At 64.9% G+C, this 16,107-nt stretch carries 17 protein-coding genes; 7 read left to right on the forward strand and 10 right to left on the reverse strand.

Annotation, left to right across the window (positions count from 1 at the left end):
- The first annotated feature begins 155 nt into the window (after positions 1-155).
- The gene (locus AO684_RS16740; protein ID WP_054303871.1) at positions 156-371 is read left to right on the forward strand and encodes a DUF1127 domain-containing protein; all 216 of its coding nucleotides are present in this window, start codon (positions 156-158) and stop codon (positions 369-371) included.
- Positions 372-488: 117 nt separating this feature from the next.
- Here the strand turns inward: AO684_RS16740 and AO684_RS16745 are convergent, their stop codons facing one another.
- From AO684_RS16745 to AO684_RS16765, 5 genes are all read right to left on the reverse strand, one after another.
- Entirely contained in the window at positions 489-827 is a 339-nt protein-coding gene (locus AO684_RS16745) for a hypothetical protein (protein WP_054303872.1), read from the reverse strand.
- Positions 828-921: 94 nt separating this feature from the next.
- Positions 922-1,794, reverse strand: coding sequence for a 50S ribosomal protein L11 methyltransferase (locus AO684_RS16750; RefSeq protein ID WP_054303873.1), 873 nt, complete (start codon positions 1,792-1,794; stop codon positions 922-924).
- Positions 1,795-2,078: 284 nt separating this feature from the next.
- A complete protein-coding gene (gene msrA, locus AO684_RS16755; RefSeq protein WP_161806025.1) occupies positions 2,079-2,738 on the reverse strand; it encodes a peptide-methionine (S)-S-oxide reductase MsrA in 660 nt (219 codons plus the stop codon).
- 76 nt (positions 2,739-2,814) lie between these two features.
- Positions 2,815-4,056: an MFS transporter gene (locus AO684_RS16760; RefSeq protein ID WP_082401070.1), complete on the reverse strand. Its 1,242-nt coding sequence runs from the start codon at positions 4,054-4,056 to the stop codon at positions 2,815-2,817.
- 89 nt (positions 4,057-4,145) lie between these two features.
- Positions 4,146-6,347, reverse strand: a complete 2,202-nt coding sequence (locus AO684_RS16765) for a primosomal protein N' (protein ID WP_054303874.1) — start codon at positions 6,345-6,347, stop codon at positions 4,146-4,148.
- 80 nt (positions 6,348-6,427) lie between these two features.
- On the opposite strand from AO684_RS16765, the gene fsa reads away from it, so the two are divergent.
- From fsa to AO684_RS16780, 3 genes are all read left to right on the forward strand, one after another.
- Positions 6,428-7,081 carry a fructose-6-phosphate aldolase gene (gene fsa, locus AO684_RS16770; RefSeq protein ID WP_054303875.1) on the forward strand — a complete coding sequence of 218 codons (654 nt, stop codon included), beginning with the start codon at positions 6,428-6,430 and terminating at the stop codon, positions 7,079-7,081.
- Between the two features lie 152 nt (positions 7,082-7,233).
- On the forward strand, positions 7,234-7,926 hold the full coding sequence (locus tag AO684_RS16775; RefSeq protein WP_054303876.1) for a DUF484 family protein: 693 nt from the start codon (positions 7,234-7,236) through the stop codon (positions 7,924-7,926).
- On the forward strand, positions 7,914-8,864 hold the full coding sequence (locus AO684_RS16780; RefSeq protein WP_369814612.1) for a tyrosine recombinase XerC: 951 nt from the start codon (positions 7,914-7,916) through the stop codon (positions 8,862-8,864). Before AO684_RS16775 ends, AO684_RS16780 begins: the two co-directional genes overlap by 13 nt.
- A 1-nt stretch (position 8,865) precedes the next feature.
- Here the strand turns inward: AO684_RS16780 and AO684_RS16785 are convergent, their stop codons facing one another.
- Together AO684_RS16785 and AO684_RS16790 are read right to left on the reverse strand one after the other, a co-directional pair.
- Entirely contained in the window at positions 8,866-9,126 is a 261-nt protein-coding gene (locus AO684_RS16785; protein WP_054303878.1) for an NfeD family protein, read from the reverse strand.
- Positions 9,127-9,128: 2 nt separating this feature from the next.
- The gene (locus AO684_RS16790) at positions 9,129-10,010 is read right to left on the reverse strand and encodes an SPFH domain-containing protein (protein WP_054303879.1); all 882 of its coding nucleotides are present in this window, start codon (positions 10,008-10,010) and stop codon (positions 9,129-9,131) included.
- Positions 10,011-10,154: 144 nt separating this feature from the next.
- On the opposite strand from AO684_RS16790, the gene AO684_RS16795 reads away from it, so the two are divergent.
- Together AO684_RS16795 and AO684_RS16800 are read left to right on the forward strand one after the other, a co-directional pair.
- Positions 10,155-11,567 (forward strand): D-amino acid dehydrogenase, encoded by a 1,413-nt coding sequence (locus AO684_RS16795; RefSeq protein WP_369814609.1) that lies wholly within the window; start codon positions 10,155-10,157, stop codon positions 11,565-11,567.
- Positions 11,568-11,657: 90 nt separating this feature from the next.
- On the forward strand, positions 11,658-12,911 hold the full coding sequence (locus AO684_RS16800) for a DNA polymerase IV (protein WP_054303881.1): 1,254 nt from the start codon (positions 11,658-11,660) through the stop codon (positions 12,909-12,911).
- A 17-nt stretch (positions 12,912-12,928) separates the two neighbouring features.
- On the opposite strand, the gene AO684_RS16805 is transcribed toward AO684_RS16800, so the two are convergent.
- Positions 12,929-13,753: a TIGR00730 family Rossman fold protein gene (locus AO684_RS16805; protein ID WP_054303882.1), complete on the reverse strand. Its 825-nt coding sequence runs from the start codon at positions 13,751-13,753 to the stop codon at positions 12,929-12,931.
- Between the two features lie 118 nt (positions 13,754-13,871).
- Between AO684_RS16805 and dapD the strand changes: the two genes are divergently transcribed.
- The gene (dapD, locus tag AO684_RS16810) at positions 13,872-14,696 is read left to right on the forward strand and encodes a 2,3,4,5-tetrahydropyridine-2,6-dicarboxylate N-succinyltransferase (protein WP_054303883.1); all 825 of its coding nucleotides are present in this window, start codon (positions 13,872-13,874) and stop codon (positions 14,694-14,696) included.
- 60 nt (positions 14,697-14,756) lie between these two features.
- Here dapD and mtgA read toward each other — a convergent pair whose 3' ends face one another.
- Positions 14,757-15,500 carry a monofunctional biosynthetic peptidoglycan transglycosylase gene (gene mtgA / locus AO684_RS16815; RefSeq protein WP_054303884.1) on the reverse strand — a complete coding sequence of 248 codons (744 nt, stop codon included), beginning with the start codon at positions 15,498-15,500 and terminating at the stop codon, positions 14,757-14,759.
- 67 nt (positions 15,501-15,567) lie between these two features.
- Positions 15,568-16,077 (reverse strand): DUF1269 domain-containing protein, encoded by a 510-nt coding sequence (locus AO684_RS16820; protein WP_054303885.1) that lies wholly within the window; start codon positions 16,075-16,077, stop codon positions 15,568-15,570.
- Between the last annotated feature and the right edge of the window lie 30 nt (positions 16,078-16,107).

Genomic DNA, 16,107 nt, shown 5'->3' on the forward strand with positions numbered 1-16,107 from the left:
CCAGAACCCTGTCCACCGCAGCGGCCGAGCCATGCGGTTTCTGCATGTGGGCCATGCCTTTGCTTCGCTTGCTTTGCACCTGCAGCAAGATTATTTGACGCCTCGAAGGCACGGATGCCTTCGATCTAGGCAGTTTTGAAACGAGGAACACCGCCATGGCCGCTTATGAGACGACCCGTACGGCGCCCTTTGGCGCCATCTCCACCTACCGCTTCGTGCAGTTCCTGAGCAACATTTTCGCCGCCGTCGCCGACTGGAACGACGCCCGCGTGACGCGCAATGAACTGGCCAAGCTGTCGGACCGCGAGCTTGACGATATCGGGCTGTGCCGCGGCGACATCTATCAGATCGGCTCCAAACTGGGCCACTGATATCCGTCGCCGGATCGGGCGCGACGCGCCCGCTGCTATGCCGAAGGCCGCTCCTTACGGACGCGGCCTTTTTGGTATTTGACCGCCGGAAACCGGGTGCCCCGGCCCCCGTCGCTTTCAAAGATATTTGTCGAGTTGGGCCGAGATCCACAGTGTCACGGGATCAGCCTGCATCAGGAAACCGCCCAGACGCTCAAACCCCTGCGAGGCCTGCATCGCCACAACCCGGTCCTGAAAGGAAGCGTCGCCGATCTGATGATGCATCGCACCCTTCAGGCCAAGGACGCAAAGCCCAACGATAAGCAGAGGGCCAAGCACACGCCGACGCCGTGATCTCGGACGCTGATAATGGGACCGGCCGAGCGTTCCATCCGCCTCAAAGCCATAACCTTTGGCGCGCGCTTTTTCGACACGCGCGACACGGGCATAAAAATCGCCCAAATCCTGTTCGGCCATACCACACATACTCCACGATACGGCCCCCACCGAGCGTCCTACTTAGGGCCAAAATGTGGCAATATTGCGGCAGATACCCGCGCCCCGCCCCGTTTCAGCCTTTTTTTAACACCAGAGTCGACCATTCCCCGATGTCCTCACGCTGCTCCAGGGTGAATCCGGCCGCCAGATAGGCCGCCGTCACCGCCTCCGCCTGTACCACCAGCAGACCAGACAGAATCGCGATTCCTCCGCTGGCGGCATGGGCCGCCATATCCGGCGCCAGTTCGATCAGCGGACCTTTCAGGATATTGGCAAAAATCAGGTCGAAAGGCGCGGCCTCTGCGAGCCGTGGCTGGGCAAACCCTGCCGCTTCCAGACATTCTACCCGGCCTTCCAGCCCGTTGATCGCCACGTTCGCCTCAGCCACATCCACCGCCACCCGGTCGATGTCGGAGGCCAGAATCAGCGCCTCGGGCAAAACAGACGCCGCGGCCAGCGCCAGGACAGCCGTGCCGCAGCCGATGTCGGCAACCTTTGCAGGCCGGAACCCGGCGTCGAACAACCGGTCGAAAGCCCGCAGACAACCAAGCGTTGTGCCGTGATGGCCGGTGCCGAAGGCCACTGTCGCCTCGATCTGCAGCGCGACCCGATCCGCGGGCACCTTGTCGGCATCATGGCTGCCATAAACAAAGAAGCGCCCCGCCTCGACCGGCGCCAGTTCGCGCCGCACATGAGCGACCCAGTCGATTTCCGGCAACTCCGACAGCGCGAAGGGCCGCGCCTCGAAAGCCAGCGCCAGAACTTCCAGCATCACCTCGTTGGGCTTCTCGGTGAAATAGGCCCCGACTTCCCAAAGCCCCGAGTCATCCTCGATCTCAAAGACACCGATGCCGACCGGCGCCGGGTCAAGCTTCTCGACCGCCTCGGCCAGGGCCTCGGCAGCATCTTCTCCCATCAACGTCGTGAGGGCGGAATAGGTCGGCATCGCGCGGCTCCTCTCAAGGCAGGCTCGCGCCGCGATAGACCCCGGCGGCTCAAGGGTCAAGCGGCGCTGGCACCTGGCCCGACCTGCCGGGGGCCAGCCCCCGGCCCCCCGGAGTATTTCGGGCAAGAAGCAGGACCATATTGCTCTTTGTCCAAATACTCATTGCCGCTTTCCGGCCTGAACCCCGATCCGGCGGGGGCGCGGCTGCCAAAGGCGGCAGGCCGGGCGGCGGCGCGGGCGCGGTCTCGACACAAGCAAACCCTCGGGGCGCCGCCAAACTGCGGTCAGGCCCGGATGCCAAGGCCAATGGGGCAACTCACGCCCGTGCCGCCGAGTCCGCAATAGCCATCCGGGTTCTTCGCCAGATATTGCTGGTGGTAATCCTCGGCGAAGTAGAAGGTTGGCGCGGGCAGGATTTCGGTGGTGATCCGGCCGCGCCCGGACTCGGTCAGCGCCTGTTGATAGGCTGCCATCGACGCCCGTGCCGCCTCGGCCTGCGCTTCGGTATAAGGATAGATCCCCGAGCGGTAGGTGGACCCGATGTCATTGCCCTGCCGCATCCCCTGCGTCGGGTCGTGGTTTTCCCAGAAAACCTTCAGCAGATCATCGTACGACACCTTAGCCAGATCGAAGATCACCCGCACCACCTCGTTATGGCCGGTCAGCTGGGTGCAGGTTTCCTTGTAGGTCGGATTTGGTGTGTAGCCGCCCGCATAGCCCACCATGGTCAGCCAGACGCCTGGCACCTGCCAGAACTTGCGCTCGACGCCCCAGAAGCACCCCATGCCGAACATCGCTTCGGCAAAGCCTTCGGGCACATCGGCATTCAGCGGCAGACCGCTGAGGAAATGCGTCTCAGCAGTCGGGATCGGCTCTGCCCGGCCCGGCAGGGCATCGGCAGGGCTCACCATCTTCATCTTGTCGGCCTTGAACATGTTCAGCATCGGCGCCTCCTGTCTGAAGGTCAGAATATAGGTAAGCAAAGGCCTGACGCCAGCACCGTCGCGCGAGAGTGATGGCTCAGGCCGCCGCCTGCGCCCAGTCCGTGCCGCCCCCAAGCCGCGTTTCATTCCCCGGCGAGGGATGGCGCGGCACCAGCAGCGAGAGGATGAACGAGGTCGCGGCCATGCCGGCGGCCAGACCGAACACCGCGCCCGGCGAGGTCACCCACAGATAGCCCAGAAGCGCCGGCAGGAAGACCGCCGCGATGTGGTTGATGGTAAAGGCCACAGCCGCCGTCGGCGCCATATCCGCCGGATCGCCGATCTTCTGGAAATAGGTCTTCTGCGCGAAGGACATGGCGAAGAACAGGTGATCAACAACGTAAAGCACAGCGGCCAGCCAAAGCCCCCAGTCGAACCAGTAGAGCCCGCCGTACAGGATGAACACGCAGAACAGGCCCGCATATTCCACCAGCATGGATTTCTGTTCGCCGAAGCGGGCGATGAAGCGCCCGATCAGCGGCGCCAGCGCCATATTGGCAATGAAGTTGATCAGCATGAGCGCGGTGATTTTCTCGACCCCGAAGCCGAATTTCTCGACCATCATGAAGGCCGCGAACACCACGAAAATCTGCCGCCGCGCGCCCGCCATGAATTGCAGCGCGTAATAAAGCCAGTAGCGGCGGCGCAGCACGATTGATTTGCGCTGCGGATGCGGCGCCTCAAAACGCGGATAGGCGATCAGGCAGAACACCGCAATCAGCGCGCACAGCCCGCCCGAGGCGAGGTAGACGCTGTTATAGGACAGGCCCAAGGCTTTCCACGTCAGCATGATGGCCGCATAGGCGACCAGCGAGGCGGCAGAGCCGGTCGCCACGATCCAGCCCAGCACCTTGGGTGCGCGGGCCTTGTCGATCCATTGCAGTTGCAGCGACTGGTTGACCGTCTCGAAATAGTGGAAGCCCACCGACGACAGGAAGGTGATCATCATGATACCACCGAGGGTGGGGAACCATGCAGTGACGGCGGTCGATACGCCGAGCAGCATCAGCATCCAGCCCGCGACCGACTGTTCCCGGAACAGCAGCAGAATGGCCAGCACGGCCACGGCCAGCAGGCCGGGAATTTCGCGCACCGTATGCAGCCAGCCGATCTCGACGCCGGTGAAGCCTGCGCGTTCGATGACAAAGTTATTCAGCAGCGCCGACCAGGTGGAAAAGGCCAGCGGCATGGCGACGGCCATCAGGAACAGCAGAGAAACAGGTTGCCGCCACAGCGGCAGGTGGCCGGCTTCGGCGAGGGGCAGGATGCGCATTTTCATGGCATCCTTTCTACGCCTGTGCCGGGCACCGCGCGAGTGCGGAATTGTGGCCCGCACAATTCTGCGCCGCAGCCCGGAAAGCCTGCGGATCAGTAAAAGCTTTGCGGGTCTATATCGACCGCGATGCGCAGGTTGTTCGGCGGCTTAAGCTGCGCCAGCCATTCCGCAACGGCAGCCTGAATCGGCGCCTGTTTGTCGGCCTTGATCAGCAGCCGGACGCGGTGGCGGCCGCGGACGCGGGCGATGGGGGCCGGGGCGGGGCCGAACAGCTGCGCCCCGATCCGTCGCAGCGGGCCGTCGCGGCGGGCAAGTTCCGCCCCGAAATCAAAGACCTGCGCCACTTCCGGCCCTGAAAGGATGATCCCGGCCATCCGTCCCCAGGGCGGAACACCCGAGGCGCGGCGCTCAGCGCTTTCGGCCCGCCAGAACGCCTCTTCATCGCCGCCCAGGATTGACCGGATCACCGGATGTTCAGGCTGGTGGGTCTGGAGCAGAGCCAGCCCCTGCCGGTCGCCTGACCGCCCTGCCCGCCCGGCGACCTGCCGCATCAGCTGGAACGTCCGCTCCGCCGCGCGCAGGTCCGATCCCTGCAAGCCCAGATCGGCGTCAATGACCCCGACCAGCGTCAGCAGCGGGAAGTTGTGGCCCTTGGCCACGATCTGCGTGCCGATGACGATTTCGGCCTCGCCCCTTGCGATTTCCTCGATCCGCTGTTTCAGCGCGCGCGCCGAACCGAACAGGTCTGACGACAGGATCGCAAGCTTCGCCTCGGGGAAGCGTTCGGCGACCTCCTCGGCCAGCCGCTCCACCCCCGGCCCTACCGGCGCCATCCGACCCTCTACCCCGCAGGAGGGGCAGGCTTCGGGCACAGGCTTCGTCGCGCCGCATTGATGGCAGACAAGCCGCTTGAGGAAGCGATGCTCCACCATCCGCGCGTCGCAATGATCGCAACCCACCTGATGCCCGCAGGCGCGGCAGATGGTAACTGGCGCATAGCCACGCCGGTTGAGGAACAGAAGCGACTGTTCCCCCGCCGCGCGCCGCGCCTCCACCGCCCGCGCCAGCGGGTCGGAAATCCAGCGGTTCGAGGCCAGCCGTTCGCCCCGCATGTCGATCGCCCGCATCTCGGGCAGTTCGGCCGTGCCGTATCGCGCGCCAAGATCAAGCCGCGTATACTTGCCCTGTTCGGCATTCACCCAGCTTTCAAGGCTGGGCGTGGCCGAGGCCAGAACCACCTGCGCCCCACAGATCGAGGCCCGCAGCACCGCCATGTCGCGCGCATTGTAAAGCACGCCATCCTCTTGCTTATACGAGGTGTCGTGCTCCTCATCGACCACGATCAGACCAAGCTGCTGGAACGGCAGGAACAGGGCGGAACGTGCGCCGACCACCATCTGCGCCCGACCTTCGGATACCATCTTCCACACCCGGCGGCGTTCGGTCTGGGTCACGCCGGAGTGCCATTCGGCGGGTCGCGCGCCAAACCGCGCCTCGACCCGCGTCAGAAATTCCGCCGTCAGCGCGATTTCCGGCAGAAGAACCAGCGCCTGCCGCCCCTGCCGCAGACATTCGGCCACAGCCTCAAGATAGACCTCGGTCTTACCCGATCCGGTGACGCCCTTCAGCAGCGTCGTGCCATAGCCGCCCTGCGCCAGCGCCGCGACCAGCGCATCGGCGGCGGCGACCTGATCCCCTTGAAGCGTCACACCATCGGCGGGGTTCAGGTCGGGAAAGGGCAGATCGCGCGGCGCCTCGTCCTCGGACACCACACCCGCCTTCACCAGCCCCTTGACGACCGACGAGGAACAGGCCGCTGCCTCGCACAATTCGCCCAGAGTCACCGACGCGCCGCCGAAATCGCGCAAGGCCTCGATCACCCGCAGCCGCGCGTCGGTCAGCTTGTTGGGCGCGGGGCCGGACAGACGATAGACCCGGCGCAGGCCCGGCGGCTCGCCCAGCCCCGGTGCGCGGGTGGCAAGGCGCAGCATCGCAGGCAACGGGGTCAGCGTGTAATCGGCGGCACGGCTCAGGAAGTTGCGCAGCTCCGCCCGCATCGGCCGCGCATCCAGCACGCGGGAAACGGCGCGCAGCTTCGCCGCGTCGAAATCGCCGGTCCCCGGTCCCCAGACCACACCCAGCATCCGGCGCGGGCCCAGCGGCACCTCGACGAAATCGCCGGTGCCACAGCCGCCTTCGGGGGCGCGATAGTCCAGAACGCCGGTCAGGGCCCGGCCCAAAGGCTCGGTCAGCGCCACGCCGACCCGTTCCCCTGCCGCAAAGACCCGATCCACCTGTCGCCTCTCTTTCCCCGTCCGTCCCTTTGGGCTAATACGGCGGCGAGAGCGCCCGCAACCCCGAGAGGACATCCCGGATGAAATTCTTCGTAGATTCCGCCGACGTGGCCGCCATTGCCGAGCTGAACGACCTTGGCATGGTCGATGGCGTGACCACCAACCCCTCGATCATCCTGAAGTCCGGCCGCGACATCATGGAAGTGACGAAGGAAATCTGCTCCATCGTTTCCGGCCCGGTTTCGGCCGAAGTCGTGTCGCTGACCGCTGACGAGATGATCGCCGAAGGCCGCAAGCTGGCCGAGATCGCGCCCAATATCACCGTCAAGGTGCCGCTGACCTGGGACGGGCTGAAAGCCTGCAAGGTGCTGTCGGGCGAAGGCAAGATGGTGAACGTGACCCTGTGCTTCAGCGTCAATCAGGCGCTGATCGCCGCCAAGGCGGGTGCCACCTTCATCAGCCCTTTCATCGGCCGTCTGGACGATATCAACCTCGACGGGCTGGAGCTGATTTCGGACATCCGTGACGTCTACGACAATTACGGGTTCGAGACCCAGATCCTCGCCGCCTCGATCCGCACCGCCAATCATGTCGCACAATGCGCTCTGATCGGCGCCGATGTGATGACCGCGCCGCCCGCGGTCATCAAGGGGCTGGCCAGCCATGTGCTGACCGACAAGGGGCTGGACCAGTTCGTGAAAGACTGGGCCAAGACCGGACAGAAGATCCTCTGATCCGCACCGTCTGAGCCGAAAAGGATGCCGCCGTCCCGGCCCGGACGGCGGCATCTTTGTTTCCCGGCTTTCCCTTTCGCCACATTTTCGCGCGACAAGGCCCCCGCGCATTTGCTAAAGTCGCGTAAAACCAACAAACGGGCAGTCAAAGCATGATCGAACCGGACCTCCGCGACCGGATTCTGGAAAAGCCGGAAGTCATTCTGGAAGACCGCGACCTGATGCGCGCCCTGATCGCGGCGACGGATCGGGCGATGGGGTCGAATGTGGTCGATCTGCGTGGCATCGCCATGGAACGGCTGGAAAACCGGCTGGAGCGGCTGGAAGATACCCACCGCACCGTTATCGCCGCCGCCTATGAAAACCTTGCCGGCACCAATCAGGTGCATCGCGCCATCCTGCAAATGCTCGACCCGCTGTCTTTCGAGGATTTCCTCAAAAGCCTCGCGGGTGAGGTGGCGCAGACCCTTCGCGTCGACTGTATCCGCCTCGTGCTGGAATCGGTGCAGGAGGCCGACGATCCGGCTCTGCGCCGTCTGGGCGACGTGTTGTTCGTGGCCGAGCCCGGCTTCGTGGCGGAATATGTCTCGGGTGGTCGCAATGTCAGCCTGCGCCCGGTGACCCTGCGCCAGACCATACCCAGTTCCAACATGATCTACGGCGAAACCGCGGGCTGGATCCGGTCCGAAGCGCTGATGAAGCTCGACTTCGGCAAGGGGCGCCTGCCCGGCCTTCTGGTCATGGGCTGCGAAGACCCGCACCATTTCAAACCCACCCACGGCACTGACCTGCTGGCCTTTTTCGCCGGGGTGTTCGAGCGGACGATGCGCCGCTGGCTGTCGTGACGACACTGGCCATCTCTCCGGCCGCGCGCGCGGCGCTGGAGGACTGGCTGACCCATCTGCGCGCGCTGGACGGGCGGGCAGACAAGACCGTGACGGCCTATGCGGCGGATGTGCGCGGCTGGTTGTCCTTTCTGGCCCATCATCGCGGCGGAACCGAAGGGCTGACGGCGCTGGTCACGGCGCCGGTGGGTGATCTGCGCGCCTGGATGGCGCATGAACGCGGGCGCGGGGTTTCGGCCCGGTCACTGGCGCGCAGCCTGTCAGCCGTGAAAGGATTCACCGCCTGGCTGGCCGACCGGCAGGGCGCGGATGCGACCGCAATCCTGCAAGCCCGCGCGCCGCGTTTCCAGAAGAAGCTTCCCCGCCCGCTGTCGGTCGACGGCGCCGCCGAGGTGCTGGACAGCGTGGGCGACGACGCACGCGAGCCCTGGGTTGCCGCGCGCGATACGGCGGTGGTGACGCTGCTTTACGGCTGCGGCCTGCGGATTTCCGAGGCGCTGGGGCTGACCGGCGCCGACCATCCGCTGCCCGAGGTGCTGCGCATCACTGGTAAGGGCAACAAGCAGCGGCTGGTGCCGGTGCTGCCTGCTGCGCGCGCGGCCGTGGCGCGCTATGCGGACCTTTGCCCCTACGACCTGACCGCAGATCAGCCGCTGTTTCGCGGCACGCGCGGCGGCGCACTGAACCCGCGCCTGATTGCGACGGCGATGGAACGCACGCGCAACCGCCTCGGCCTGCCCGCCAGCGCCACACCGCATGCGTTGCGTCACAGCTTTGCCACACATCTGCTCGCCTCGGGCGGCGATCTGCGGGCTATTCAGGAATTGCTGGGCCATGCTTCGCTGTCCACGACACAGGCCTATACCGGCGTCGATGCCGCGCGGCTGATGGAGGTTTACGCAACCGCCCATCCCCATGCGCGCCGGGCCCGAAGCTGATCTAGTCGTTGATATCGCGGGTCCAGCGCTTCACCTCGCCGCGTTGCTGCGGGAAGACCTTACGCAGCACGGCCCAGGCCACCACTGAAACCAGCGCGAAAACTGCGATCTGGGCGGGCAGCCCCAGCGCCAGAAGCCCGGTCCAGAGGCCGAGGCCGACCGCCAGCGCGCCCAAAGCAAAGCCAAGGAACACATAGCCCGGCGCCAGCACCTCGACGATGCCCAGAACGAAGCCCCCGGCGACCCAGACCCACCAGGCCATGATCAGCCCCGCCCTTTCAGCATCTGGAACGCATTGCCGAACGCCTCCAGCGCCTGCGCGGGCAGCAGGATCGTCTGCTTGCCGCCGCCCTTGGCGACATCCGACAGCGCCTCAACCTGTTTCAGCGCCACCTGGTATTGCGCCGCCTCCAGCCCGTTTTCCCGGATCGCCTGCGCGATGACCCCTGTCGAATAAGCCTCGGCATCGGCGAGGATGCGGCGGGCCTTGGCCTGCTGCTCCGCTGCATAAAGCTCCGCCTCGGCGTTCAGCTCCACCGCGCGCTTCTTGCCCTCCGCCTCGGTCACCTGCGCGCGGCGGGCACGTTCGGCGTTGAGCTGCTGAAGCATGGCGGCGCGGGTCGCCTCGTCCAGATTAACGTCGAGGATTTCGGCGCGCGTCACCTCGATCCCCCAGTCATCCACCATCACCGCCACCTGCTCGCGCACCTTGGTGATAAGGTCGGCCCGGTTCGACTGCACCTGATCCAGTTCCAGCTTGCCGATTTCCGACCGCACGATCCCGGCGACCGTGGTGGCAATCGCGCCATCCACATCGCGGATACGGTAGACGGTCTTTTCCGGCTCGGTGATGCGATAGAACACGCTGGTTTCCACCTTCACCAGCACGTTGTCAGCGGTGATCGCGTCTTGGCTCGCATTCGGCAACTGCCGCTCAAGGATCGAAACCTTGTGCGCGATGCTGTCAAGGAAAGGCACGACAAAGTTCAACCCCGGCCCCAGGACCGCGCGTAACCTGCCAAAGCGCTCGACCACATGCTTCTGGCTTTGCGGCACGATCCGCACGCCAAGGAAGATGCAGAGGATGACAAAAGAGGCAAGCGCAAGGAAGATGGCGTTGCCGCCGATGAGGGTTTCGAAATCCATGACAGGTAACTCCGGTATTCAATCCCCGCCAAGATGGACTTCACAAACCGCCTGATCAATAGGCAAGTGATTCCGCCGCACAGGCCCGCAATGGCCGGACAGATCGGCGGCATTTGACAAAGACCCGATGAATTGTTCGGTCACTTGCCATTCTGGCGCAAAAATTTCCCGGCAGCATTCCTTTCGCGCCCGCAGAACGCCAGAAAATCCCATGGCAAAAAGGTATCATTTGTTCATGGCTTTCAACCAGCGGAGCGGCCCATGAAAATCGTCATCCTCGGCGCAGGTGTCATCGGTGTGACCTCGGCCTGGTATCTGAGCCGTCAGGGCCATCAGGTGACGGTGATCGATCGTCAGGCCGCCCCCGCGCTGGAAACCTCTTTCGCCAATGCGGGCGAGGTCAGCCCCGGCTATTCCGCCCCCTGGGCCGCGCCGGGTATCCCGCTGAAGGCGATGAAATGGATGTTCCAGAAGCATGCGCCGCTGGTCATCCAGCCGCGCCCCGATTTCGCCAAGCTGAGCTGGATGGCGAAAATGCTGATGAACTGCACCGCCGACGCCTATCATGTGAACAAGTCGCGCATGGTGCGGCTGGCGGAATATTCGCGCGATTGTCTGGGTGAGCTGCGCGCCGAAACCGGCATCAGCTATGATGAACGCACGCAGGGCACGCTGCAACTGTTCCGCACGCAGAAGCAGGTGGAAGGCGCCGCGAAAGACATTGAGGTTCTGCGTGAGGATGGCGTCGCCTTCGAGGTCCTGGACCGTGCGGGCTGCGTCGCGGCCGAGCCGGGCCTGGCCGCCAGCGCTGACAAGATCGCGGGCGGGCTGCGCCTGCCGGGCGATGAAACCGGCGATTGCTTCAAGTTCACCAACCGTCTGGCCGATATGGCCGCGGCGGCAGGCGTCGAATTCCGCTGGGGCGTCTCGATCCGGCGCATCCATACCGAAATGGGCCGTGTGGCTTTCGTGGAGACCTCGGAAGGCCGGGTGCACGCCGATGCCTTCGTGCTGGCCATGGGGTCTTATTCGCCCATGCTGGCCGCACCGCTGGGCATTGCGCTGCCGGTCTATCCGCTGAAGGGCTATTCGATCACCGTGCCGGTGGTGGATGAAAGCCGCGCGCCGGTTTCGACCGTGATGGATGAAACCTACAAGATCGCCATCACCCGGCTGGGCGACCGCATCCGCGTCGGCGGCATGGCCGAAATCGCAGGCTTCGACCTGAGCCTGAACCCCAAACGGCAAGCCACGCTGACCCATTCGGTCGAAGACCTGTTCGGTGGCGCGGGCGACCAGTCGCAGGCCCAGTTCTGGACCGGCCTGCGCCCGATGACGCCGGATGGCACGCCGATCGTCGGTCGCTCGCCGATCTCGAACCTTTTCCTCAACACCGGCCACGGCACGCTGGGCTGGACGATGTCCTGCGGCTCGGGCCGACTGCTGGCCGACATCATCTCGGGCCGCGCGCCGGAGATTGAACACACCGATCTGGGCTATGCCCGGTATGAGCGCAAGCGCAGCGCGCGCCCGGCGTTCCGCCCGGTTCCCGCGTGACGCAAAAGTTTTCCTGAAAACTTTTGCAAATTCCCTGAACAGGGAATTTGCCCCCACTGTCAGCCTCGCGCGGGTATGGTAAAAGGTGCCATGCCCGCGCTTTGCCGTTCCTGCCTGACCGCCTTCGATACCGGCAGCCGCTGCCCGGCCTGTCGCAGTCCGCGCGTGCTGTCGCACCCCGAGCTCTGGGATCTTTCCATTGCCCACATGGATTGCGATGCCTTCTATGCCTCTGTCGAAAAGCGCGACAATCCCGATCTGGCCGACAAGCCTGTCATCGTGGGCGGCGGCACGCGGGGCGTCGTTTCCACCTGCTGCTATATCGCGCGGATTTCGGGCGTGCGTTCGGCCATGCCGATGTTTCAGGCGCTGAAGCTCTGTCCTTCTGCCGTCGTCATCAAGCCGCGCATGCAGGTCTATGCCGAAGTGTCGCGCAAGATCCGCGCCATGATGGAGGATCTGACCCCGGCCATCGAACCCCTGAGCCTGGACGAAGCGTTCCTCGATCTCACCGGCACCGCGCGTCTGCATGGCGCGCCGCCAGCGGTGATGCTGGCCCGCCTTGTGCGGCGGATGGAGACGGAACTGGGCATCTCCGGCTCCGTCGGCCTGTCGCACAACAAGTTTCTGGCCAAGATCGCCTCTGACCTCGACAAGCCGCGCGGATTTTCGGTGATCGGCCGGGCCGAGACCGAAGCCTTTCTGACCCCGAAACCTGTCCGCATCATCTGGGGCGTCGGCACCGCCACACAGACCGCGCTGGAGACGGCGGGCATCCGAACCATCGCCGACCTGCTGCGCTGGGATCAGGCAGATCTGGTCGCGCGCTTTGGCCATATGGGCGGGCGGCTCTGGCATCTGGCGCGCGGGCAGGACAGCCGCCGCGTCAGCCGGGATGAAAAGCTCAAGACCATCTCTAAAGAGACCACCTTCAATGAGGATACCGCCGATGCCGATCTGCTGGACGGGCATCTTTGGCGGCTGGCGGTGCAGGTGGCCGACCGGGCCAAGGCGAAGGGGTTGGCGGGCCGGACCGTGACGCTGAAGCTGAAACGTGCGGATTTCGTGCAGGTCAGCCGCCGCCACGCCCTGCCCGCGCCGACCCAGATGGCTGACCGCATCTACCGCGAGGCACGGGCGTTGTTCGATCAGGTGCCGAAGGGGGCCGCCTACCGGCTGATCGGCTGCGGCATCGCCGATCTGGTGCCGGGGCTGGAGGCAGACACCACTGCCGATCTCTTGGACCCGCAGGCCGCCACCCGCGCGAAGGCAGAGGCCGCAACCGATCAAATCCGCGCCCGCTTCGGCCGCGACGCGATTATCAAGGGCCGTGCCCTGCGCTAGGTATCAGGGGACAGTGATCAGGGGCAGGGTTCCTTCCAGCCGTCGATGATGGCCACCGCCTCTTCCGCCGTATCGACATAACGGAACAGGTCCAGATCCTCTGGGCTGATGGTCCCTGCCTCGGCCAGTGCCTGCCAGTTGATGATCTTCTCCCAGAACTCGCGCCCGAACAGCAGGAAGGGCACGGGCTTCATCCGCCGTGTCTGGATCAGGGTCAGGCTTTCGAACATCTCATCCAGAGTCCCAAAGCCGCCGGGGAAGATGCAGATGGCCTTGGCCCGCATCAGGAAGTGCATCTTGCGGATGGCGAAGTAGTGGAAGTTGAACGACAGATCGGGCGTCACATAGGCATTGGGTGCCTGTTCATGCGGCAGCACGATGTTCAGGCCGATGGACTGACCGCCCGCATCATCGGCGCCACGGTTGCCTGCCTCCATCACCCCCGGCCCGCCGCCGGTCACGATGACATTCTCGCGGCCATAGCTTTGCAGGCTGCGTTCAGTCATCATCCGGGCGAAGCGCCGCGCCTCGTCATAATATTTCGACAGCTCCGCCAGAACCGGGGTTTTCGCAGTCTCCTTTTGCGCGGGTTCCGGGATGCGGGCGCCGCCAAACAGCACGATGGTCGATTTGATGCCACGCTCATCCAGCACCATCTGCGCCTTCAGCAGCTCCAGTTGCAGGCGCACCGGCCGCAACTCCTCGCGCATCAGGAAATCGGTATCGGTGAAGGCCAGCCGATAGGCGGGGGCACGGGTCTGCGGCGTGTCGGGGATGCGATGGGTCGCCGCCACGTCCTGATGGCTGTCACGGAACGGGTGCTGGCGGGCGTCGTCGGTCATGCGGTCTTCCTTGGTTTTGGTCGCGGTACAGGCCGCACGGGTCGGGAACGGCGATTGCGCGGGCCGGGGCCTGCGTCTATAGGCTATGGCGCAATCGCCGGATAGGGAAGGGAGCGCCATGAGCAACGCCGCACTGGAAGCCGCCATCGAAACCGCATGGGAGGCGCGCGACGCCATCACCCCGGCGACCAAGGGCGAGGCCCGCGATGCCGTCGAGGCGACGCTGGAGGCTTTGGGCGCGGGCACCCTGCGCGTGGCGGAAAAGCGCGGCGCCGACTGGCATGTCAACCAGTGGGCCAAGAAGGCAGTACTGCTGGGCTTCCGCCTGAAGGATATGGAACTGCAATCCGGCGGCCCGCAGGGCAGCAGCTGGTGGGATAAGGTGGACAGCAAGTTCCACGGCTGGGGCGAGGCGGAATTCAGGGCTGCGGGTTTCCGCGCCGTGCCGAACTGCATCGTCCGCAAATCCGCACATATCGCCAGGGGCGTGGTGCTGATGCCCAGCTTCGTAAACCTCGGCGCCTTCGTGGATGAGGGCACCATGGTCGATACATGGGCCACCGTCGGCTCCTGCGCGCAGATCGGCAAGAACGTTCACCTGTCCGGCGGCGTCGGCATCGGCGGCGTGCTGGAACCGATGCAGGCCGGCCCGACCATCATCGAGGACAATTGCTTCATCGGTGCCCGCTCCGAGGTGGTCGAGGGCTGCATCGTGCGTGAGGGTTCGGTCCTCGGCATGGGCGTGTTCATCGGCAAATCGACCAAGATCGTCGACCGGGAAACCGGCGAGGTGATGTATGGCGAGGTTCCTGCCGGTTCGGTCGTCGTCGCAGGCTCCATGCCGTCGAAGAACGGCATCAACCTTTACTGCGCAGTGATCGTGAAGAAGGTGGATGCGCAGACCCGCTCCAAAACCTCGATCAACGAGCTGCTGCGCGACTGATCTCTGCCCGAGGCATTCCTGAAACGCGCGCGCCCTGGGCGCGCGTTTTGCATTCCGGTGTCAGCCCTCGAAACAGGCGGCGCGCCCGTCGGCCCGGATGGTCTGCGCCCCGTCGAGGATCTGCGAGGCACGGCGCCGCAGGCTTGCCGTGGGCTTTGCCGGATTGCGCGCCTTGGGATCGGGCAGGATCGCCGCCAGACGCGCGGCCTGCACCGGGGTCAGATCCCTGGCAGACACCCCGAACCAGTGCTGTGCCGCGGCCTCGACCCCAAAGACACCTTCGCCAAATTCCGCAATGTTCAAATAGACATGCAGAATACGTCGCTTGGTCCAGATCAGTTCGACCGGCGGTGTCAGCAGCGCCTCGGCTGCCTTGCGCGCCCAGTTCCGGCCCTGCCACAGAAAGACATTCTTGACGACCTGCTGGCTGATGGTCGAAGCGCCCCGCCCGCTGCCTTCGGCCAGCGCGGCACGGATCGCCTTCATGTCGAACCCCCAGTGCAGGCAGAAATTGGCATCCTCGGCCGCCACGACCGAGCGGGCCATGACCGGCGCAATATCATCCCAGCCCACCCAGTCGCGCTCGATGCCGCCCAGCCGCCAGCTTTCCTGCATTTGATACAGATTCGTCGGCACCGGCACGACGGCGAAAACAAGGATCAGCGCGGCGAAAAGGCCGATCACCCCGGCAATGCCGCGCAAAATCCAAAGCCGCAGGCGCCCCCACAGGGGTGGCCGCAACGGCGCGACGATTTCGGGCGCCGGTTCGGCGGCGGGTTTCTTCTTGCGGGTGGTCTTGGCCATGCCCCCCACAGATCACGAAGCCCGCCTGCCGGTCAAGGCAGGCGGGGCCATCCCGCCGCGTCGCGGATCAAAGCGACGACGACGTTCCGTGACGGGCCAGCGCCTCGGCCAGCTTTGCTTCCTGATCTGTGCTGAGCGAGGTGCGCAGCACCCTGCCCTTGCCCGCAAAGCTGTCGAGCCCGGCCAGCACCTTGTCGGCGGTCATCTTGCGGATCAGGATACCCAGCGCGGCGCCGCCCGGCGGCAGGCTTTGCCCGGTCTGTTTCAGGAAATCGTCATTGATGCCGACATCGGTCATCCAGCCTGACAGCGCCCCTGCCCCTGCCCCAACCGCCGCACCCAGCAGCGGATTGAGGAACAGAAGGCCGATCAGGCCGCCCCAGACGCCACCACCAGCGGCGCCCATCGCGGTCATGTTGACCGCCTGATGCAGTTGCACCGTGCCGTCATCCTTGCGGGTGACAACCACGGCATCCTCCATTTCGATCAGATATTCCTGCTGCATCTTCACCAGTGCCGCGCGCGCCTCAAAGGCGGTGGCCTCGGTATCGAATGCAATGATGACAAGATCGGACATGGCAGACTCCGGTTACAGGATACGCGTTCC

It is taken from the genome of Gemmobacter sp. LW-1 (genome assembly GCF_001303875.1).
Classification (GTDB): Bacteria; Pseudomonadota; Alphaproteobacteria; order Rhodobacterales; family Rhodobacteraceae; genus Gemmobacter; species Gemmobacter caeni.